Origin of the sequence: Rhizobium terrae, from assembly GCF_003425685.1 — a bacterium.
Taxonomy (GTDB): domain Bacteria; phylum Pseudomonadota; class Alphaproteobacteria; order Rhizobiales; family Rhizobiaceae; genus Neorhizobium; species Neorhizobium terrae.
In genome coordinates this window covers 214,039-234,019 of the sequence record NZ_QJKM01000009.1, presented here as the reverse complement: position 1 = coordinate 234,019, position 19,981 = coordinate 214,039, and the positions used below count along the sequence as shown (strand labels likewise).

General features: G+C 63.9%; 17 protein-coding genes. 11 read left to right on the top strand and 6 right to left on the bottom strand.

Features of this window, described 5'->3' with window-relative positions; all coding sequences use genetic code 11:
* Positions 1 to 24 precede the first annotated feature (24 nt).
* Together DMO26_RS18605 and DMO26_RS18600 are read right to left on the bottom strand one after the other, a co-directional pair.
* Positions 25 to 1,941: a methyl-accepting chemotaxis protein gene (locus tag DMO26_RS18605; RefSeq protein ID WP_117193660.1), complete on the bottom strand. Its 1,917-nt coding sequence runs from the start codon at positions 1,939 to 1,941 to the stop codon at positions 25 to 27.
* 264 nt (positions 1,942 to 2,205) lie between these two features.
* On the bottom strand, positions 2,206 to 4,059 hold the full coding sequence (locus DMO26_RS18600) for an ABC transporter ATP-binding protein (RefSeq protein ID WP_117193659.1): 1,854 nt from the start codon (positions 4,057 to 4,059) through the stop codon (positions 2,206 to 2,208).
* A gap of 394 nt (positions 4,060 to 4,453) precedes the next feature.
* Between DMO26_RS18600 and DMO26_RS18595 the strand changes: the two genes are divergently transcribed.
* The 4 genes from DMO26_RS18595 (at position 4,454) to DMO26_RS18580 (ending at position 8,018) form a co-directional block, all read left to right on the top strand.
* Positions 4,454 to 4,939 (top strand): tRNA (cytidine(34)-2'-O)-methyltransferase, encoded by a 486-nt coding sequence (locus tag DMO26_RS18595; RefSeq protein WP_117193658.1) that lies wholly within the window; start codon positions 4,454 to 4,456, stop codon positions 4,937 to 4,939.
* Between the two features lie 124 nt (positions 4,940 to 5,063).
* Positions 5,064 to 6,716 carry a Na/Pi cotransporter family protein gene (locus DMO26_RS18590; RefSeq protein WP_117193657.1) on the top strand — a complete coding sequence of 551 codons (1,653 nt, stop codon included), beginning with the start codon at positions 5,064 to 5,066 and terminating at the stop codon, positions 6,714 to 6,716.
* A 123-nt stretch (positions 6,717 to 6,839) separates the two neighbouring features.
* Positions 6,840 to 7,319, top strand: coding sequence for a redox-sensitive transcriptional activator SoxR (soxR, locus tag DMO26_RS18585; protein ID WP_117193656.1), 480 nt, complete (start codon positions 6,840 to 6,842; stop codon positions 7,317 to 7,319).
* Positions 7,320 to 7,580: 261 nt separating this feature from the next.
* Positions 7,581 to 8,018, top strand: a complete 438-nt coding sequence (locus tag DMO26_RS18580) for a hypothetical protein (RefSeq protein ID WP_162894967.1) — start codon at positions 7,581 to 7,583, stop codon at positions 8,016 to 8,018.
* Between the two features lie 12 nt (positions 8,019 to 8,030).
* Here DMO26_RS18580 and DMO26_RS18575 read toward each other — a convergent pair whose 3' ends face one another.
* Positions 8,031 to 8,288, bottom strand: coding sequence for a hypothetical protein (locus DMO26_RS18575; RefSeq protein WP_117193654.1), 258 nt, complete (start codon positions 8,286 to 8,288; stop codon positions 8,031 to 8,033).
* Between the two features lie 175 nt (positions 8,289 to 8,463).
* On the opposite strand from DMO26_RS18575, the gene hemF reads away from it, so the two are divergent.
* From hemF to DMO26_RS18560, 3 genes are all read left to right on the top strand, one after another.
* Complete coding sequence (gene hemF / locus DMO26_RS18570; protein WP_117193653.1) at positions 8,464 to 9,378, top strand: oxygen-dependent coproporphyrinogen oxidase; 915 nt, start codon at positions 8,464 to 8,466, stop codon at positions 9,376 to 9,378.
* Between the two features lie 127 nt (positions 9,379 to 9,505).
* The gene (locus tag DMO26_RS18565) at positions 9,506 to 9,775 is read left to right on the top strand and encodes a hypothetical protein (RefSeq protein WP_117193651.1); all 270 of its coding nucleotides are present in this window, start codon (positions 9,506 to 9,508) and stop codon (positions 9,773 to 9,775) included.
* A gap of 103 nt (positions 9,776 to 9,878) precedes the next feature.
* Positions 9,879 to 10,070 (top strand): DUF1059 domain-containing protein, encoded by a 192-nt coding sequence (locus tag DMO26_RS18560; RefSeq protein ID WP_117193650.1) that lies wholly within the window; start codon positions 9,879 to 9,881, stop codon positions 10,068 to 10,070.
* 106 nt (positions 10,071 to 10,176) lie between these two features.
* Here the strand turns inward: DMO26_RS18560 and DMO26_RS18555 are convergent, their stop codons facing one another.
* From DMO26_RS18555 to DMO26_RS18545, 3 genes are read right to left on the bottom strand one after another with little or no spacing between them, the layout of a single operon-like run.
* Complete coding sequence (locus tag DMO26_RS18555) at positions 10,177 to 11,439, bottom strand: CCA tRNA nucleotidyltransferase (protein ID WP_117193649.1); 1,263 nt, start codon at positions 11,437 to 11,439, stop codon at positions 10,177 to 10,179.
* On the bottom strand, positions 11,436 to 12,071 hold the full coding sequence (locus tag DMO26_RS18550; RefSeq protein WP_117193647.1) for a CoA pyrophosphatase: 636 nt from the start codon (positions 12,069 to 12,071) through the stop codon (positions 11,436 to 11,438). Before DMO26_RS18550 ends, DMO26_RS18555 begins: the two co-directional genes overlap by 4 nt.
* Positions 12,068 to 12,691 (bottom strand): DUF1285 domain-containing protein, encoded by a 624-nt coding sequence (locus DMO26_RS18545; protein WP_117193646.1) that lies wholly within the window; start codon positions 12,689 to 12,691, stop codon positions 12,068 to 12,070. Before DMO26_RS18545 ends, DMO26_RS18550 begins: the two co-directional genes overlap by 4 nt.
* A 212-nt stretch (positions 12,692 to 12,903) precedes the next feature.
* Between DMO26_RS18545 and DMO26_RS18540 the strand changes: the two genes are divergently transcribed.
* From DMO26_RS18540 to DMO26_RS18525, 4 genes are all read left to right on the top strand, one after another.
* Positions 12,904 to 13,917, top strand: a complete 1,014-nt coding sequence (locus tag DMO26_RS18540; protein ID WP_117193644.1) for an AAA family ATPase — start codon at positions 12,904 to 12,906, stop codon at positions 13,915 to 13,917.
* 27 nt (positions 13,918 to 13,944) lie between these two features.
* A complete protein-coding gene (locus DMO26_RS18535; protein ID WP_117193642.1) occupies positions 13,945 to 14,862 on the top strand; it encodes a DUF58 domain-containing protein in 918 nt (305 codons plus the stop codon).
* A complete protein-coding gene (locus DMO26_RS18530; RefSeq protein ID WP_117193640.1) occupies positions 14,859 to 17,699 on the top strand; it encodes a DUF4159 domain-containing protein in 2,841 nt (946 codons plus the stop codon). The genes DMO26_RS18535 and DMO26_RS18530 overlap by 4 nt, the downstream gene beginning before the upstream one ends.
* A 201-nt stretch (positions 17,700 to 17,900) precedes the next feature.
* A complete protein-coding gene (locus DMO26_RS18525; RefSeq protein WP_117193639.1) occupies positions 17,901 to 19,979 on the top strand; it encodes a hypothetical protein in 2,079 nt (692 codons plus the stop codon).
* The last annotated feature ends 2 nt before the right edge of the window (positions 19,980 to 19,981 follow it).

Here is a 19,981-nt window from a genome sequence, read left to right as displayed (position 1 = left end):
GAGACGGAGTGAGGGGGCGCCGTCTCAGAATTCCGACCAGTTGGCCGCCTGGCCGCCATAGGCACTTGCGAGCTTTCGTCCGAGCGACCGGGCGGGCGAGCGGACCGGCAGCGACGCCTCGGAGGCGACGCGCACCGGCGCGACATGCCCGCCACCCATGTTGAACTGGCCGAGCAGGCGGATCAGCGCCGCGGCCTCCTTGGCGAGGTTGTGCGTCGCCGCCGTGGTCTCTTCCACCATGGCGGCATTCTTCTGAGTGCCCTGGTCCATCTGGTTGACCGCCATGTTGATCTCCTGAAGGCCTGTCGATTGTTCGCGCGAGGTCGTCACGATCGCCGCCACGTTGCGGTTGATCTCCTGCACTTCCGTAACGATCGACTGCAGCGCCCGGCCGGTCTCGTCGACCAGATGGACACCCTGCCGGACCTGATCGCCCGACTTGGTGATCAGCGCCTTGATTTCCTTCGCCGCCTGTGCGGAACGCTGGGCAAGCTCGCGGACTTCCTGGGCGACCACCGCGAAACCCTTGCCGGCCTCGCCTGCGCGTGCCGCCTCGACACCGGCGTTCAGCGCCAGCAGATTGGTCTGGAAGGCGATGTCGTCGATGACGCCGATGATGTTCGAAATTTCGCCCGAGGATTTCTCAATCTCTTCCATCGCCGCCACCGCATCGCGGACGATCGCGCCGGAATGTTCGGCGCCGGCCTTGGTGCGGGCCACGAGCTGGCCGGCCTCGTCGGCGCGCGCCGTCGAATCCTTGACCGCCGTCGTCACCTCTTCTAGAGCGGCGGCAGTCTGCTCCACCGAGGCAGCCTGCTGTTCGGTGCGCTTCGAAAGGTCGTCGGCAGCGATGCGGATTTCACTTGCGCTCGCATCGATCGCCCTGGCGTTCTCGCCGACGGCCAGCAGCGCCGACTGAAGCTTCTCGACCGACTCGTTGAAATTGGTCCGGAGCAGATCGAGGTCGCCGTGGAACGGCGTCGATATCCGGTGGGCGACATTGCCTTCGGCAAGTGCCGCAAGTCCGGTCGCGAGACCGTCGACGGCGGCTTTGACCCGAGCGGCTTCGGCCGCCCTCTGGGTTTCGCGGGCATGGCGCTCCTGTTCAGAAAGCGTGCGGTTGTCTTCCGCATCGCGCTCCAGGCGGAGCCGCTCCACCGCATTGTCCCGGAACACCGCCACTGCCGCCGCCATCGATCCGATCTCATCCAGACGATCCGTGAAGGGGATCGCCGCGGCATTGTCGCCAGCCGCAAGCCCGTTCATCGATCGGGTGATCACCGTGATCGGCCTGGCGATGCGGAAATAGCTGACGAGTGCCGCGCCCGCCGCCAGAAGGCCGGCCAGCACGACCGCAGCAATGGTGGTGCCCTGCCCCCGGGCGAAAACCTCGTCGCTGGCCGTCACGGCGGCGTGGCTGATCTCGTGATTGTCGACCGTCATCGCATCGAGGACAGCAGTCATCGCGCGACCGGCCTCGCGCATCGGTCCGCGATAGATTTCCTCGGCAGCCTCTATCTGGCCGTTGCGGACCAGTTCCGTCAGGCGAACGGCGGCAGCGTCATAACCGGCAAGCGCCTTTTCGAAACCGCTGAATTGCTCACGCGTTTGGGACAGGGTGATGGTTGCCGCAAAATCCTTGAGAAGCTGGTTCCGCTCGGCGATGCGCTTTGCCATGCTGTCATGGCTTGCCTGCAATTCCTCCCGGTCGTCGGCCAGCAGCATATCCGCATGCCCCCTGCGGATGAAGTTGATCGAACGGTCCATCTTGTTGATGAGAAGAATGCGCGGCATCCGTTCGCGGCCGAGGACATCAACCTGGCTTTTAAGTGTATTCAATGAGACGAGCGCCACGATACCTTGCGCGACCGCGACGCATGTGACCCCGGCAAACAATGCCGGCAACAAAACCCTGATTTTCAGATTGGCGGCGAAACCCATGAGTCCTACCCTAAGATGCGGCAGCGCCGTCGCGCCGTGGAACGGCGCGGTCGTACTGCGTGCTTTTTTACGAAAGCCGACAGAGACGAATTACCGTCGGCAACGCCAGACTCATATTTTAGTATTAACGAATTATTGACACGCAAAGCGAGAATTAGCCGGTCATTTAGCAACCATAAATTCTTGCCGTGCAACCTTAAACATTGAAAAACAGGAACCGCCGCGAATTGCGCAACCACAGAGCGGCAGAAAGGCGGCGGAGATCTACTCCGCCGCCTCTTCTTCGATGGCGTGATCGCCCAGAAAACCGCCGGACTGACGGTTCCACAGGTCGGCATAGATACCGCCGGACGCAACGAGCTGCTGGTGGGTTCCCGTCTCTATGATGCGGCCTCGATCGAGCACGATCAGCCGGTCCATCTCGGTCAGCGTCGACAGCCGGTGGGCGATCGCGATCACCGTCTTGCCCTGCATCAGGGCGAAGAGGTTTTCCTGGATCGCCGCCTCGACTTCCGAGTCGAGCGCCGACGTCGCCTCGTCGAGCACCAGGATCGGCGCATCCTTCAGGAACACCCGCGCGATCGCGATGCGCTGACGCTGGCCGCCGGAGAGTTTCACGCCGCGTTCGCCGACATGCGCATCGAGGCCCCTGCGCCCCTGCATGTCGGACAGGCCTTCGATGAAGTCCCAGGCATTCGCACGCCGTGCTGCCTCGATGACCTCCGCATCGGTCGCTTCCGGCTTGCCGTAGGCGATGTTGTCGCGGATCGAACGATGCAGCAGCGACGTGTCCTGAGTGACGACGCCGATCAGCGAACGCAGGCTGTCCTGCTTCACCGCAGAAATGTCCTGTCCGTCGATCGTGATGCGGCCGCCTTCGAGATCGTAGAACCGCAGCAGCAGGTTCATCAGCGTCGTCTTGCCGGCACCGGAGCGGCCGACGAGACCGACCTTTTCCCCGGCCGGAATATCGAGGGTCAGGCCGTCGATGACGCCCTTGGCCTTGCCGTAATGGAAACGAACGTTGTCGTAGCGGATATGGCCCTTGGCCGCGACAAGCTCCGAGGCATCGTGCCGGTCGACGACATCGTGCGGCTTCGTCATCATCGACATGCCGTCATAGACGGTGCCGATATTTTCGAAGAGCGCCGAAACTTCCCACATCACCCATTGCGACATGCCGTTGATGCGCATCGCAAGGCCGATGGCGATCGCGATGGCCCCGACCGAGATCGCGCTGTCGAGCCAAAACCAGATCGACAGGCCCGCAACGACGACGAGCGCCGCACAGTTGTAGAAGTAGACGAGCACCTGGAAGCCGGTCACCTTGCGCATCTGCCGGTGAACGGTATCGAGGAACAGGTCCATTGCATCGCGCGCATAGGTCTCCTCACGGCCGGCATGCGAGAACAGCTTCACCGTGGCGATGTTCGTGTAGCTGTCGACCACCCGCCCCGTCATCATCGACCGGGCGTCGGCCTGCTCGGCGGAAATCTTCCGCAGCCGGGGCACGTAATAGGCGACGGTTGCCGAATAGACGACGATCCACAGCACCAGCGGCACCGCAAGCCTGAGATCGGCCGCCGCAACCACCGCCACCATGGAGATGAAATAGGTGAAGACGTAGACGAACACGTCGAGCACCTTCATCACCGTCTCGCGGATGGCGAGTGAAGTCTGCATGACCTTGGTCGAGACGCGCCCGGCGAATTCGTTGGCGAAGAACGTCATCGAGTGCCGGAGCAGGAAGCGGTGCATCTGCCACCGGGCGATCATCGGGAAATTGCCCATCAGGATCTGGTGCATGATGAACGAATTGAGCGTCGCGATCGCCGGCAGGCCGATCAGCACCACGAAGGCCATCAGGAAGAGCCTCGGCCCTTCCTTCTCCAGGAAGGTCGTGCGGTCGGCATTTGTCAGCCAGTCGACGATATCGCCGAGAAACTGGAACAGCGCCACTTCACCGATGGCGATCAGCATCGTGCAGGTCGACATGATGACGACCCACGGCCAGACCGGCTTGGTATAATGCCAAAGGAACGGGACAAGGCCCGATGGCGGTAGTACGGGCGGTTCATCCGGATAAGGATTGATGCGCCGTTCGAACCACGAGAACATGAAATCGCTCCGTAAATCGGAAAGCCGCAAGACCCGCGCGCAAGAACGACGCATTGAATCAAACGGCAAATAACTCAGATAGCGGGGCCGCGTAACGGCCACGTAGCGGGTCAGGAAAGGAAAAACTTGCGTGAAACCGCGAAACGCCTAGGCCAGAAGAATGGAAATCCGGCAGCGGAGGCGCGTGAGCACGGTCATATCCATGTGGGCCTCCTTGTGTGAGCGTTGGCAAGTGGAAGCGTTCTAGCCTCTCATGCCAAAATTGAAAAGACCAAATCTGCTGATACTTCCATTCACGACGTTTATGTCGCCACCGATGTTGCGGAGGCATCACAGACTCGGCGCGTTTCGAAAGGCCTTGAGGGCGGGCAGCGGTTTCCCGTAAGGACAGGGCATGAACGGTATTTCCAACCTTGCTCTCCCGGGGCTTCGCATCGCCCTCTACCAGCCCGACATTCCCGGCAATACCGGAACGATCCTGCGCCTTGCCGCCTGTCTCGGCCTGTCGGTCGACATCATCGAACCCGCCGGCTTCGACATATCCGACCGGAACCTCAAACGCTCGGGGATGGATTATCTCGCGAGCGTCACGCTCACCCGCCACGTCAACTGGCAGCGGTTCGACCAATGGCGGCGCGAAAATTGCCGGCGCCTTGTCCTCGCCTCCACAAAAGCCGCCCTCCCCTATACCCGCTTCGATTTCCGGCCGGACGATATCCTTCTCTTCGGCCGTGAGAGCGCCGGCGTACCGGATCATGTCCACGAGGAGGCCGATGCGCGCGTACTGATCCCCATGGTCGAGGGCCAGCGATCGATCAACGTCGCCGTCTCGGCAGCAATGATCGCCGGCGAAGCGCTGCGCCAGACGAGCTGGAACTAATACGGTACGCCGCCTGTTGGAAATTGCCGTAATTGGCACTATGCACACGCGTGCAGGCGGCTTATATTCATTAGCCGGCAACTGAAAATCGCTGCCCGTTCTGTGCCGAATGAGGAGCGCCCGCATGCAATCCACGATCGTTATCATTAACCTTCTCGGGGCTGTGGCGCTGCTGTTGTTCGGCCTGGCGCAGGTGAAGGACGGCGTGACCCGAGCTTTCGGGACGCGTTTGCGAAGCGGCCTTGCAACCGGCACGAAAAGCGGTTTCCGTTCGTTCCTCTCCGGCCTCCTCGCCACCGTTGCGCTACAGAGTTCGACGGCAACGGCGCTGACGGTTGCCTCCTTCGCCGAGCGTGATTTGATCCGCCCGCGTATGGCGCAGGTCGTCCTGCTCGGCGCCAATGTCGGCACAGCCGTCACCGCATGGCTGGTTGCAACCGGCATCGAATGGCTGTCGCCTCTGATCATCCTCATCGGTATCGTCCTCCTCAAGGGCCGCTCCAGCGCCCGGCAGGGTGCCGGAACGGCGCTGATCGGGGTCGGCCTCATGCTGCTCTCGCTGCATCTGCTCGGGCTGGCGACCGAACCTCTGCGCCAGTCGCCGGCGCTCGCAGCCTTCATCGGCCTGCTCGACAACGCCTGGCCGGTCGCGCTGATCCTTTCCGCAGCGCTGGCCTTCGTTTCCTCTTCAAGCCTGGCCGTGGTCGTCCTGATCCTGTCGCTGGCCTCCACGGGCATCGTCTCGACGGGACTGATCGTGGTACTGATCCTCGGCGCCAATCTCGGCGGCGCGATACCACCTCTTGTAGCGACACTTTCGGGCCCGGCCACAGCCCGCCGCATCACGCTCGGCAATCTGATCGTCCGGGCCACCGGCTGCACCATCGCCTTGCCGCTTGCGGGTTTCGGAGCGGAGGCCATGCAGGCGCTGCCGCTGTCTCCCGAAAAACTGCCGGTCGATGCCCACCTCGCCTTCAACATTCTGCTGGCGCTGATCGCCTGGCCCTTTTCCGGCCTCGTCTCACGGCTTACCACCCGGCTCATTGCCGACGACCCGCAGCCCGACAGCGGTCCGCGCTTCCTCGACCCGCAAGCGCTCGACAATCCCGTCATGGCGCTGGCCAATGCGACCCGCGAGGTGCTCGGCGTTGGCGACGCCGTCGAGCGCATGCTGATCCGCACTGAAAACGCCTTCAAGAACAACGATCTTGCCCCACTTGCCGAAATTGCCGCGCTGGAGAAGCGCGTCGACAACCTCCAGCAAGAGGTCAAGATTTACCTTTCGAAACTCGGCCGCGACGGCCTGGATGGCGAAAATGCGCGCCGGTCCATCGCCATCATCGACTATGCCATCAACCTCGAACATATCGGCGACATCATCGAAAAGGGCATTTGCGATCAGGTGCGCAAAAAGATCGCGAACGGCCTCAAATTCTCCGATGACGGGTACGAAGAGCTCAGGAACTTCTTCAACCTGACGATCGACAACCTGCGCACTGCCCAGACCATCTTCCAGACGGGCGATTTCAATCTCGCCCGCCATCTTATGGAGATCAAGGTCGACGTCCGCCGCATGGAAAAACGGTCCGCCGAGCGCCATCTCGAGCGCCTGCGCGACGGACGGATGGAGAGCCTGCAGACGAGCTCTCTGCATCTCGACATGCTGCGCGACCTGAAGCGCATCAACGCCCATATCGTCTCGGTCGCCCACCCCATCCTTGACGACAGCGGCGTGCTGGTCGAAAGCCGCCTGCGCCATGCCGAACCGCAGGCCTGATACCCGGCCGGCTTCCCGAACGATCCCTGAACTCATCACCTGGACTCCCGTTTGTCTTTGCCTGTTTGTCTTTGAAGGAGTCCCTGCTATAAAACCTCAAGCAATATTGAGGTCAACGGCAGAATGAAGAAAAATCCGCACGGGCGCCTGCCCTTGGAACTGACCGTCGGCGAAGTCGCGGAACGCAGCGGCGTGGCGGTTTCGACCCTGCATTTCTACGAAACCAAGGGCCTGATCGAGAGCCGCCGCAACCGCGGCAATCAGCGGCGTTATCCGCGCGCCGTGCTGCGCCGGGTCGCCGTCATCAAGGTGGCGCAACGGACCGGCATACCGCTTTCGGAAATCGGCGAGGCGCTTTCGGTCCTGCCGCACGACCGGCCGCTGACGGCGAAGGATTGGGAACGACTTTCCGCGACCTGGAAGCACCAGCTCGACCAGCGCATCGCCAGCCTTACGGCCCTTCGCGACCAGCTCACCGGCTGCATCGGCTGCGGCTGCCTGTCGATGCACGACTGTCCCTTGCGAAATCCCTCCGACGAACTCGGCGAAAAAGGCGCGGGACCGCTTCTGCTGGAGAACGAGAGACACGAAGACACACATTAATTGCGCCAGAAAGTTTGCTTTTGCTGCCGCACTGCATCGTGGCACCGACGCGGGGCACGAGCAAGCATCGCGCGGGATGCTGGCCCGGCCGGCGGCGCTCGACAGGGCCGACCCGCCGTCGGCAAAAAAACGTTCCGGATGTCCTGCTGACTTTCGGCATCGTCAGAAAAACCCGGCGAAACCTGGCAAAGGCCATGGGCCAGGCGCGGATGATCGCATATGTTGCGATCGACAGTCTCCCTCCGTCTCCCAAGGGTTCCGATGCGCCATATCCGCCGCCTGTTCCACTATCCCGTCGCACTTGCCTTTGTCGCCGCGGCGGCCCTGCCCGCGTTTTCGCAGGAGGCCGACCATTATTCGGCGGTAAGCAAGACGGCGATGAGCATCACCGGCGACGTCTGGATGGATGATTTCGGCATCACCTTCGAAAACGACGAGGCGCTCGAATTTTCCGATCTCGTCGCCGACAATTTCCGGGTCGACGGCAAACGTGTTCCGGCTTCCGTCTACAAGGTCGCGGAACCGGCCGATCCGGAGCTTGAAAACGGCAACCGGCTCTGCGGCTCGGGCAAGGTCACCTATGTCGCCAGCTGGGGGATTTCCGGCGGAATGACGGCGATCGCCGTCTTTACCGGCCGGAACGCGCCGAAAAGCAGCGGCGAGATGTGCGCCCTCTACACTTACGAAGACCCGCAATGAAGGGTTTCCGGATCAATCCGCTGTCGGCAGTCGCCGCATGGTGAACTCGATCCGGTCGCCATCCAGCTGGCGCCAGCTCTCGACCTCCGTCCAGTAGGCGGCTTTCGGAAATTCGTCGAACCATTCGCGCGCCTTTTCGCGCGCCTCTTGCCGCGAAAGCTGGAAGGTCTGCCGCACGAACATGCCGGGTCGTTCGCCGGCCTTTTCCTGCCGGTGGCGTTCGATCCTGCGTTTCAACCCGTCGAGCGGCGGGGGTGTGAATTTCGCCATGAAAGCCTCTGATCCGCACCTTTACGAGAAGTAAACGTAATGTGTCCGCCGGCGCTTTGCGAGTCTCAATTTCCATCGATAACAAGCAATGGAATGGCCCGCGAAAGCCATGCCTGCTAACTGAAGCTGGAAGAAATGCGAATCGCGCCAAGGGGATGGCGAGAGGGAAGACGACATGGAACGGCCGCAACTGCCCAAGGGGCTGCCCGAAGACATCGAAGACAAGAAGGCCACCGCCAAGGCCTGGTTCGAAAGCCTGCGCGACACGATATGCGCCTCCTTCGAAGCTTTGGAGGACGAGCTCACCGGCCCGCTTGCAGACCAGGAGCCCGGCCGCTTCAAGAAGAAGGACTGGCTGCGCGACGGCGGCGCGGGCGGCGGCGGCAGGATGTCGATGATGGACGGCCGGGTCTTCGAAAAGGTCGGCGTCCACACGTCCACCGTCCACGGCGAATTCTCTCCCGACTTCCGCAGCCAGATACCGGGCGCCGAGGAGGACCCGAGCTTCTGGGCATCCGGCATCTCGCTGATTGCTCATCCGGTCAATCCCAACGTGCCCGCCGTCCACATGAACACGCGCATGGTCGTGACGTCGAGCAACTGGTTCGGCGGCGGCGCCGACCTTACGCCCGTGCTTGACAGCCGCCGCAACCAGACCGATGCCGACAGCACCCTTTTCCATCGGGTCATGGAAATCACCTGCAAGCGCCACGAGACCGTAGCGGATTACGGTCGTTACAAAGCCTGGTGCGACGACTACTTCTTCCTGAAACACCGCAACGAGCCGCGCGGCATCGGCGGCATCTTCTTCGACTGGCTTCATTCGGAAGAAAACAAAGGCGGATGGGATGCGGATTTCGCCTTCGTTCAAGATGTCGGCCGTGCCTTCAATCTCGTCTATCCTAAGATCGTCAGATCCAATTTCAACAAACCCTGGACGGAGGAAGACCGCGACGAGCAGCTGATCCGCCGGGGGCGTTACGTCGAATTCAACCTGCTCTATGATCGCGGCACGATCTTCGGACTGAAGACCGGCGGGAATGTCGAATCCATCCTGTCTTCGCTGCCTCCGGTTGTAAGGTGGCCTTAGATTAGCAAATTCAGGAATATTAATATGGATACGCAAGAGGCCATAAGATCTCGCCATTAACAAATGCGGTATCGGAATCAGCGCTCTGGTGATAGTCTCCCTCCGGTTGCACTGGAGGAGAGTCGCCATGATTGCGTCGAACAGCGTGCCAAAGCCGGACGTGCCCACAACCAGGGACACGCTCCGCTCTCTCGATACCCCTGAAATGCTCGACCGGCTCGCGACGGAAATGCGTGCGCGAACGGCGGGTGAACTTCCGCATTCCTTCTATGTCGAGCAGGTAAAGCGGCAGCTCGCCGGCAAGCAGGTGCACACATCGGCTGCCAATGACGAGCCTGCCCGGATGCGAGTTGTGGAACAGCCATCCGTCTTCCACGCCTGGGCGCTTTCCGAATAGCACGCGGGAACGGGAACGGACGGTTCCGAGTTATCGGCCTGAGGCCGGCGGCAGGAGGAGATGCCTGCCGGCTTCCGGTTCAACGATGACAGGAGGAAATGCCATGCGACTGTTCGAATGCGGCACGCTCGTGCCCGGCTGCCAGTGGCATACCCGCGCCGAGGAAGATGCCGAAGTCGTCCGCCGCGCGGTCGAACACATGCGCACCGCCCACGGCGAGGAAATCATCCGCGAGAACATGGTCGAGAACATCAAGGCGCGCATTCGCGACGAAGGCAGCGCCGAAGCCGCGTGAGGGCGATGTTGTCGATATCCGCGGTCACGCTGGCAGACTGTTGAATGGCGGGAACCTTGCCGCTTCTCGACCAGGTCCGCATACCGTCTGCAATCAGGCGCCGGAGTCAGAGCGAATCGCGGATCATGGCATCGAGCCGGGCGGTCAGTGCCGCCCGGTCGGGGGAGAAGTTGCGTTCGACCCAGAAATCCTCCAGCGTCTTCACGATTTCCCCTACGCGCTTGCCCGCCGGAACGCCGGCCGCGACGATATCGGCGCCGCTCAGGGGAAATACGGGTTTGGCATAACCTTCGGCTCGTTTCAGGAGAACCGAAAGCCGTGCCGCCTTGCGCATCGAGGCGGGATCCGTTTCGACGCCGCTTCTGGCCGTCGCCAGCGCCAGCTTCAACCGCATCACCAATCCGTCCGCCCCATGCCGATAGAGCAACCTGTCGAAGCCGACATCCGTCACCTCGTCCGGCGGCACGGGCGCGGCGGCCCAGGCCGCCAGTCGCGCGGCTTCCGCATTCGACATCTTCAGCCGTTTCGCGAGCGCCGCCAGCCGCTCCGGATCCGGAGGAACGATCGCCGCAAGCCGCAGCATCGGATCCGGTTTCCAGCCGAGCGCCTGTTCGGCCGCCACGAGGCCGTGGATGCCGTCGATCCCCCATTTTTCGGTCTCCGGCAGAATTTCAGTAAGCACGCCCGCCTGCCGCATCCACAGCAGTGCCCGGGAGGGATCGTCCGCCGACAGAAGCTTTTTGGTTTCCGCCCAGATACGTTCGGCCGACAATGTCGAAAGCTTGTCTCTGGCGCGTGCCGAGGCACGCAGGCCCTCCGCGTCGGGGCGGCCGGACCCGTAATGGGCAAAGAAGCGGAAGAAGCGCAGGATGCGCAGGTAATCCTCGGCGATCCGCTCCGCCGCCTCGCCGATGAAACGAATGGTGCGCGTCTCAATGTCGGGCAGGCCGTCGACGAGGTCGATCACCTCGCCCGACTGGTCGGCATAAAGTGCATTGATCGTCAGGTCACGCCGTTCCGCATCCGCCTGCCAGTCCGTGCCGAAGGCCACCTTGGCACGCCGCCCATCGGTCTCGACGTCGCGGCGGAGCGTCGTCACCTCGAATGGGTGGCCATCGACCACCAGCGTCACCGTGCCGTGTTCGATGCCCGTCGGCACGGGCTTGATGCCGGCCTCCCTCGCCCGCTCCACCACCTTTTCCGGCAGAAGCGTGGTGGCCACGTCGATGTCGGCGACGGGAAGTCCCATCAGCGCATTGCGTACCGCGCCGCCCGCCACCCGCGCCTCGCCGCCGTCGGCATTGAGGAGCGTCAGGACGCGTTGCAGCGCGGCGTCGCGGAACCAGGCCTCGTTGGCGACCGAGGTCATGCATAAAGCCTTTCGTAAAGCGTGCGGAGAATGCCGGCGGTGATGCCCCAGATATTCCGCTCCTCATATGGCATCAGATAGAAATGCCGCTCCGTGCCATTGAATTCGCGGCTGCCGCGCTGATGGTTCGCCTCGTTCATCAGGAAGGAGAGCGGCACCTCGAAGACGTCGTCGACCTCCGTCGGATTGGGCTTCAGATCGAAACCGCGCGTCACCACCGACAGCACCGGCGTAATGCGGAAGCCCGTCGCCGCATAATAGGTCGGCAGGCGGGACAGCGGCTCGACGAAGGAACGGTCGAGCCCGATCTCCTCCTCCGCCTCGCGCAGCGCCGCCTGTTCCGGGGAGACGTCCTCCGGGTCGATCGCACCGCCCGGAAAGGCGATCTGGCCGGAATGCTTCCGTAGAGTCGACGTCCGCTGCGTGAGGATGATCGTTGCCTCGTCGCCGTCGTCGACGACCGGCACCAGCACGGCCGCATCCTTGAGCTTCAGCCCTGCGGCGAGATCGACCAGCGTCGGGTTGAGCAGGTGGTCGCCATGGTCGCGCCAGGCATGGTCGATCGGCCCGCCGTTCTGGTTCAGCGCCCGGCGGCGGAAGTCGCGCGCCGAATAAAGGGGAAAATCGCTCATCGGGACAGGGCTTCCAGTTCTGCTTCAGGCATGACCGGGAAGACCTCCTCCCCCGAACGCACGGAAAACATCGGTACACCGTCTACCATGATCGTCTCGCCGAGTTCCACGAGATCGTACATCACGGCGCGCGAGACGAGCGCCTCCAGCCGGCCGCGGACAAGAAGATAAGGTTTCAGCTCTCGGTTCTCGCCGGATATCTCAAAACGCAAAGGGTGTTCCGCACCTGCCTCGACCACGTCACCGACATTTGTCCTGAACGTGAGGACGGAAGCGCCCTCACGTTGCGTGCCCTGCATCTCGACAGCCAGGAACGGGGCGTCGGCGACCCTTATGCCCACTTTTTCCACAGGTGTTACGAGATAGGTGCGGCCGTCCCCGTCCTTGCGCAGTACCGTGGAAAACAGCCTGACGAGCGGCGCCCGGCCGATCGGGGTGCCCATGTAGAACCAGGTGCCGTCGGCGCGGATTTCCATGTCGATATCGCCGCAGAAGGGCGGATTCCACCTGTCGACCGGCGGCAGACCGCGCTTTCCCGCGCCGGTCTGCTCGGAAGCGCGCGCAATCAGGGCCGCAAGCCCTGCGGCATCGGAGGCCGTATTTATCGTCTGCGCTGCCATTTTTCAGTCCCGGTTCGACCGTAAGCAGTTACCGAAGCAATTGTTCCTCACGAGATAGTCATTCAGATCGTGCTTGTCAGCCATATTTCGGGGAATAAGTTTGATCGGACAGGGCATGCGCTGCGATGCAGCGATTCGCCGCCGGGATATGACAGCCCGAACATTGGAAGCCTGCCGGTTCTGGATGCCAACGGGATGATGGAGAGAGCGACATGGGCATGATGAATTCCACCGACACCGTCCTCGATGAGAAAGCCATCATCGCCTCCGCCGAAAAGGCGCTCGCCGATATCGCGGCCATCCGCACCGAAATCGCCAAGGTCATCTTCGGTCAGGAGACCGTGGTCGAGAACACGCTTCTCGCAGTGCTCTCCGGCGGTCATGCACTGCTGGTCGGCGTACCCGGCCTTGCCAAAACCAAACTGGTGACGACGCTCGGCGCGGTCCTCGGCCTCGGCTCGAACCGCATCCAGTTCACGCCCGACCTCATGCCGTCGGATATCCTCGGCTCCGAAGTGATGGACACGGACGACGCCGGCCGCCGCTCCTTCCGTTTCGTCAAAGGCCCCGTTTTCGCCCAGCTCCTGATGGCCGACGAGATCAATCGCGCCTCGCCGCGCACCCAGTCGGCGCTGCTGCAATCCATGCAGGAATACCATATCACCGTCGCCGGCCAGCGCTACGACCTGCCCGCCCCCTTCCACGTGCTGGCGACCCAGAACCCGCTGGAACAGGAAGGCACCTATCCGCTGCCGGAAGCCCAGCTCGACCGCTTCCTGCTGCAGGTCGACGTGCTTTATCCGGAACTCGCTGCCGAGCGGCAGATCCTGCTCGAGACCACCGGCCTTTCGGAAGCAAAGCCGCGCGGTGTGATCGACGCCGCCCGCCTTCAGGAAATCCAGGTGCTGATCCGCCAGATGCCGGTCAGCGACAAGGTAGTCGACGCGATCCTGTCGCTGGTCCGCTCCGCCCGCCCAGGCCATGGCAATGCGACGACCGACAAGAATGTCGCATGGGGTCCAGGTCCGCGCGCCGGCCAGTCGCTGATGCTGACGGCGCGTGCCCGCGCGCTTTACGAAGGCCGTCTCGCCCCGTCGCTGGACGATGTCTATGCGCTCGCCGAACCGGTTCTCGAACACCGCATGGCGCTCACTTTCGCAGCCCGTGCCGAAGGCATGTCGGTCCGCGACGTCATCGCCGGACTGGTGAAGCAAGCCCGCGGCTGACGTCGCGCGGCTTAGAAAGGACAATGCGTGGCATCCATCGGCCAGATCGTCGAGCAGACACCCAGTAGCGAAGTCCTCTCCCGCGCCCAGGCACGCGCAGCGCTCGTACCGGACTGCATGGTGGAGGCAAAACGCATCGCCAACACTGTCATCGCCGGTTGGCACGGACGCCGCAAGCGCGGCATGGGCGAGAATTTCTGGCAGTTCCGTCCCTATGCGGAGGGCGAGAGCCTGTCGCGGATCGACTGGCGCCGCTCCGCCCGCGACGACCACACCTATGTGCGCGACCGCGAATGGGAGGCCGCCCATACCGTCTGGCTGTGGGCCGACCTGTCGCCGTCGATGATGTTCAAGTCGACGTTCGGCATCGTTTCCAAGGAAAGCCGGGCGCTCGTGCTGATGCTGGCGCTCGCCGAAATTCTTGCGCGCTCCGGCGAACGCATCGGCTGCCCGGGCATCATGGAGCCGGTTTCGGCACGCAACGCCGCCGAGCGGCTTGCCGCCGCCATCATGCACGCGCCGCTGACTACCGGACTGCCGGACACCGCCATGATCCGCGGCCACAGCGATATCGTGCTGATCGGCGACTTCCTCGACGACGCCGACAAGGTGATGGAGCGCATCTCGCCGCTGGGCCGCCGCGGCCTGCGGGGTCACGTGGTCGAGATCGCCGACCCGGCCGAAGAGACCTTCCCCTATACGGGCCGTACCGAATTCACCGATCCGGAAACCGGCCAGAAACTGGTGTCGGGCCGCGCCGAGACGATTCGCGAGGACTACCAGCGCGCCTATCTCGCCCGCCGCGAGTCGCTTGGCGAGGCGTTGCGCCGGCTCGGCTGGACCTTCGTCTTCCACCGCACCGACCATCTTGCCTCCGAGGCACTCGCCGCCGTGCATGGTTACCTGTCGGGCATGCCGGCCAGAAAAACGGGAGGCGGGACATGAGCGCGCTCGCTTTCGCAAATCCGGCCATCCTTTTCGGGCTCATCGCGCTGCCGATCATCTGGTGGCTGTTGCGGCTGACGCCGCCGCGCCCGAAGATGGAGGTCTTCCCGCCGCTCAAGATCCTCGCGACCGTGCTGAAGCGCGAGGAAACCCCTTCGAAAAGCCCCTGGTGGCTGACGCTGTTGCGCATGCTGCTCGCCGCCGCGGTGATCCTGGCGATTGCCGATCCGGTGATGAATCCGCGCGCCAATTCGCTGAATTCCGGCGGCCCGCTGGTGCTCGTCGTCGACAACGGCTGGGCGACCGCCGCCGACTGGGAGCGCCGCGTCCGGACCGCCGGTCTTCTCATCGATGATGCCGAAAGCGCCGACGTACCCGTCTCGATCACCTTCACCGCCGATCCGAGCCACGAAGCCGTACCCGGCACCGCGCTTGCTGCCCGCGACAAGCTGACCGCCGCACGGCCGAAGCCGCTCGTCCCGGACCGGGCTCGCACCGCGGCAGCCGTGACCGAGGCGATGAACGGCAGCCGTCCCGGAACGCTCGCCATTCTCTCCGACGGCATCGCCGCCCCGGACGACGGTCAGGCCATGTCGGCGTTTGCCGCTCTCTCGCCGGCCGAGATGCGCCTCATCGAAGGTGACGGGGCAAGCGCCGTGGCGATCACCGACGCGGTGAACAATGCCGGTGCCATGACGGTGACGGCAAGCCGGCTTTCGACCGCCGCGCCGCAGCAGCTGAGCGTCAATGCCATGGATGGACAGGGCCGCGCGCTCGCCTCCGGCGCGCTGGAATTCCAGGCGGGTTCGGCGACCGCCACCGCCGAGATCACCTCGCCCTTCGAACTGCGCAACGATTTTGCCCGGCTGGGCATTGAAGGCCGCGCGACGGCGGGGGCTGCGCACCTTCTGGACGACGGTTTCAAGCGCCGCCGGATCGCATTGATCGCCGGCGAGAGCGGCAGCGACTTCCAGCCGCTCCTGCAGCCGCTCTATTATATCAGCCGCGCGCTCTCGCCCTATGCGGATATCATCCAGCCGAATACGGCAAATCTCTCCATCTCGATCCCGCAGATCCTCGAAAACAACCCGTCGGCCATCATCATGGCCGATGTCGGTCGACTGCCGGCCGAGACCTATGCACCGCTGCAGCAGTGGATTTCCCGCGGCGGTACGCTGATCCGTTTCGCCGGCCCGCGGCTTGCCGCGGCTCCCGCCGACGATCCGCTCGTGCCGGTCATCCTGCGCCAGGGCGAACGTGCGCTCGGCGGCGCCATGTCCTGGTCCGAGCCGCAGCCGCTTGCCGATTTCCCGGCTTTCGGCCCCTTTGCCGGCATGGGCCGCGCGGAAGACATCACCGTCATCCGCCAGGTGCTTGCCGAGCCGACGCCGGACCTTGCCGAACGCACCTGGGCAAGCCTTGCCGACGGCACGCCGCTCGTCACCGAAAAGGAAGTCGAGGCCGGCCGCATCGTGCTTTTCCATACGAGTGCCGAAGCAACCTGGTCCAACCTGCCGCTCTCCGGCAATTTCGTCGAAATGCTGCGCCGTCTCGTCCAGCTCGCCCGCGCCGGCGGTGCCTCGTCGTCCGGCTCGGGCACGCAAGCTGCCGCGGCGACGCTGGCGCCCTACCGCCTGCTGACGGCCGACGGTATCCTGACTACCGAAACCGGCGCCGCTCGGCCGATCTCGATCGCCGCCAATGAAACGCCGGCCTCAAGCTTCGAACATCCGCCCGGTCTCTACGGCACGGAGGACGGGTTTACCGCCGTCAACCTGCTGGCGCCGAAAACCGTTCTCGCGCCTTTCGATGCGGCAGCCGCCGGCCGGCCGGTGGCCCGCGAAGGCCTTGCGGGCGGCGAGGCCGTGTCGCTGCGCCCCGCCCTCTTTGCTGCAGCCTTCACCCTGCTGATCCTCGACAGTCTGGTGGTCCTGTTCATGAACGGCGCCTTCTCACGTGTGCCCCGCCCGCGCCGGGCGGCCGGCAGCGCCGCCGCCACGGTCGCAATCCTGGCCCTCGGCCTCCTTGCGACGATGCCCGACCATGGCCTCACGCAGGAGATGGCGCCGGGAGCCGGCGGCAAACCCGGCGACGAGCAGATTCTCGAAAGGCTCGACACGACCCACCTCGCCTATGTCGTCACCGGCGAGGGCGATGTCGACCGCATTTCCGAACAGGGTCTCGAAGGCCTCAGCCAGTTTCTGACGTATCGCACGACACTGGAACCCGGCGCGCCGGTCGGCCTCGATATCACCAAGGACGAGCTTTCCTTCTATTCGATCATCTACTGGCCGATCTCCGCGACGGCGCCGATGCCTTCGGCGGCCGCGATCTCCCGCATCGACGCCTACATGCGCAACGGCGGCACGGTTCTCTTCGATACCCGCGACCAGTATTCCGCCCTCGACGGCGGCGGCACCAGCCCGAACGGCCAACGTCTCCAGGCGATCCTCGCCAATATCGACATTCCGCCCCTGGAGCCGACGCCGGAAGACCACGTGCTGACGCGCTCCTTCTATCTGCTGACCAATTTTCCGGGCCGTTATACCGGCAGCCCACTCTGGGTGGAGGCCCGGCAGGATGCCAGGGCATCCGGCGCACAGCTCTCCTCCTCGGGAGATGGCGTGACGCCGCTGCTCATCACCGGCAACGACTTCGCCGGCGCCTGGGCGATCGACGGCCAGGGTTCGCCTATCCTGCCGACCGTGCCGCCGGACGAGATGCAGCGCGAATACGCCTACCGCGCCGGCGTCAACATCATGATGTACATGCTCACCGGCAATTACAAAGCCGATCAGGTGCATGTGCCGGCACTGCTTGAACGGCTTGGGCAGTGAGGGAGGCCGACCGTTGAAAATCTCCAGCCCCTCATCCGGCGATCGCCACCTTCTCAATGCATACGGGAAGGGATATGCGGCGCCGCTTCCGACAAACTTGAAGGGCTTGCAAGGCAGGTCCCCTCTCCGCGCGTCGGGGGAGAGGGTTAGGGTGAAGGGCAGCCTCCATACCATCGACCCGGCCCATGGAGGGAAAACCTCATGACCATCGAATTCGCCCCGTTCTTCTCCTGGCCGATCATTGCCGTGCTCGGCGTGTTCGCCCTCATCCTCGCCGGCCTCGCCTTCTGGCGCGGCGTGCGTGGGGCGACGCTCCGCACCCTGGCGCTCGCCGCCCTCCTGCTGGCGCTCGCCAATCCGACGCTGATGCAGGAAGACCGCGAGCAGCTTTCGACGATCGTGCCCGTCATCGTCGACCGGTCGCAGAGCCAGGATACGGCGCAGCGCAAACAGCAGACCGACGTGGCGCTCGCAAGCCTCAACGACCGTTTCTCCCGCTATCCACGAATCGAGACACGTGTCGTCGAAGTCGCCGACGACGGGGAGTCCGATACGCCCTCCACCAAACTGTTCACCGCGCTGCGTTCGGCGATCTCCGACGTGCCGTCGGCGCGCATCGGCGGTGCCGTCTTCCTGACCGACGGTCAGATCCACGATCTTCCGAACATCAACCAGAACCTAGGCTTCAACGCCCCGGTTCACGGCCTGATCACCGGCCAGCCGAACGAGTTCGACCGCCGTATCGAAGTGGTGCGCGCACCCCGCTTCGGCATCGTCGGCGAGGAGCAGGAACTGACCTTGCGCGTCTTCGACGACGGTCGCCAAGGGGGGACAGCGGGCAGCGGCAACGCGCAGGTGACGGTGCGCATGAACGGCCAGCAGATTTCCACGCTGCAGGTGCGCCCCGGCGTCGAGACGCCCTTCTCCTTCACCGTGCCGCGCGGCGGCAACAATGTCATGGAATTTTCCGTCGCAGAGCTTCCCGGCGAAGTGACGACCGCCAACAACCGCGCCGTCCATGTGATCGACGGCATCCGCCAGAACCTGCGTGTCCTGCTCGTCTCCGGCGAGCCGCATGCCGGCGAGCGCGCCTGGCGCAACCTGTTGAAGTCGGATGCCTCCGTCGATCTGGTGCACTTCACCATTCTGCGTCCGCCGGAAAAGCAGGACGGCACACCGATCAACGAACTGTCGCTGATCGCCTTCCCGACCCGCGAACTCTTCGTCGAAAAGATCAAGGATTTCGACCTGATCATCTTCGACCGCTACAAGCATCGCGGCGTGCTGCCGATCCTCTATTACGATTACATCGCCCAGTACGTGAACAATGGCGGCGCGCTGCTGATCGCTGCCGGCCCCGAACATGCGGGCGAGGACTCGATCGCCTCGACGCCGCTCGAACAGGTCCTGCCCGCCGCCCCGACCGGTCAGGTGCATAATGCTGCCTTTTTCCCGCATCTTTCCGAGGCGGGCCAGAAGCATCCGGTGACCCGCGGCCTTGACGGCTCGAACGCGACGCCGCCGGCCTGGGGCCGTTGGTTCCGCACCATCGACGTCGATACGCCGCAGGGGCAGACGGTGATGGAAGGCGACGGCAACCGTCCCCTCCTCGTGCTGAACCGCCAGGGTCAGGGCCGTGTCGCCATGCTGCTCTCCGATCAAGGCTGGCTCTGGGCCCGCGGTTACGAAGGCGGCGGACCGCATGTCTCGCTCTATCGCCGCATCGCCCACTGGCTGATGAAGGAACCGGAACTTGAGGAAGAGGCGCTGACCGCCCGCGCCGTCGGCCGCACACTCGAGGCGACCCGCCAGACGATCGGCGACGATCCCGGCCCGGCGACGATCAGATATCCGTCCGGCCGCACCGAAACCGTGCCGATGACGGCGGCCGGACCCGGCCAGTACCGGCTGGAGCGCCGCATGGAGGAGACGGGCCTCTTCGAGGTGTCGAGCGGCCAGTTCTCCACTCTCGTGCATGTCGGCGCGGTCGATGCGCCGGAATTCAAGGCGATGATCTCCACGCTGAACACGCTGAAGCCCTTTGCCGACAAGACCCGTGGCCTCGTCACCCGCGTCGCCTCGGGCGACGGCATATCGTTGCCGGATATCCTGCCGGTGCGCGGCGAAGTGCGCGTCAACGATCCGGACCGGATGGTGATCCGCCTGACCGACGAATCGGTGCTGCGCGGCATCAACACGCTGCCGCTGTTCGCCGGCTTTGCCGGCCTCTCCGCCCTGCTCTTCGCGGTCGCGGCCATGTGGTGGCGCGAGGGTCGCTGACG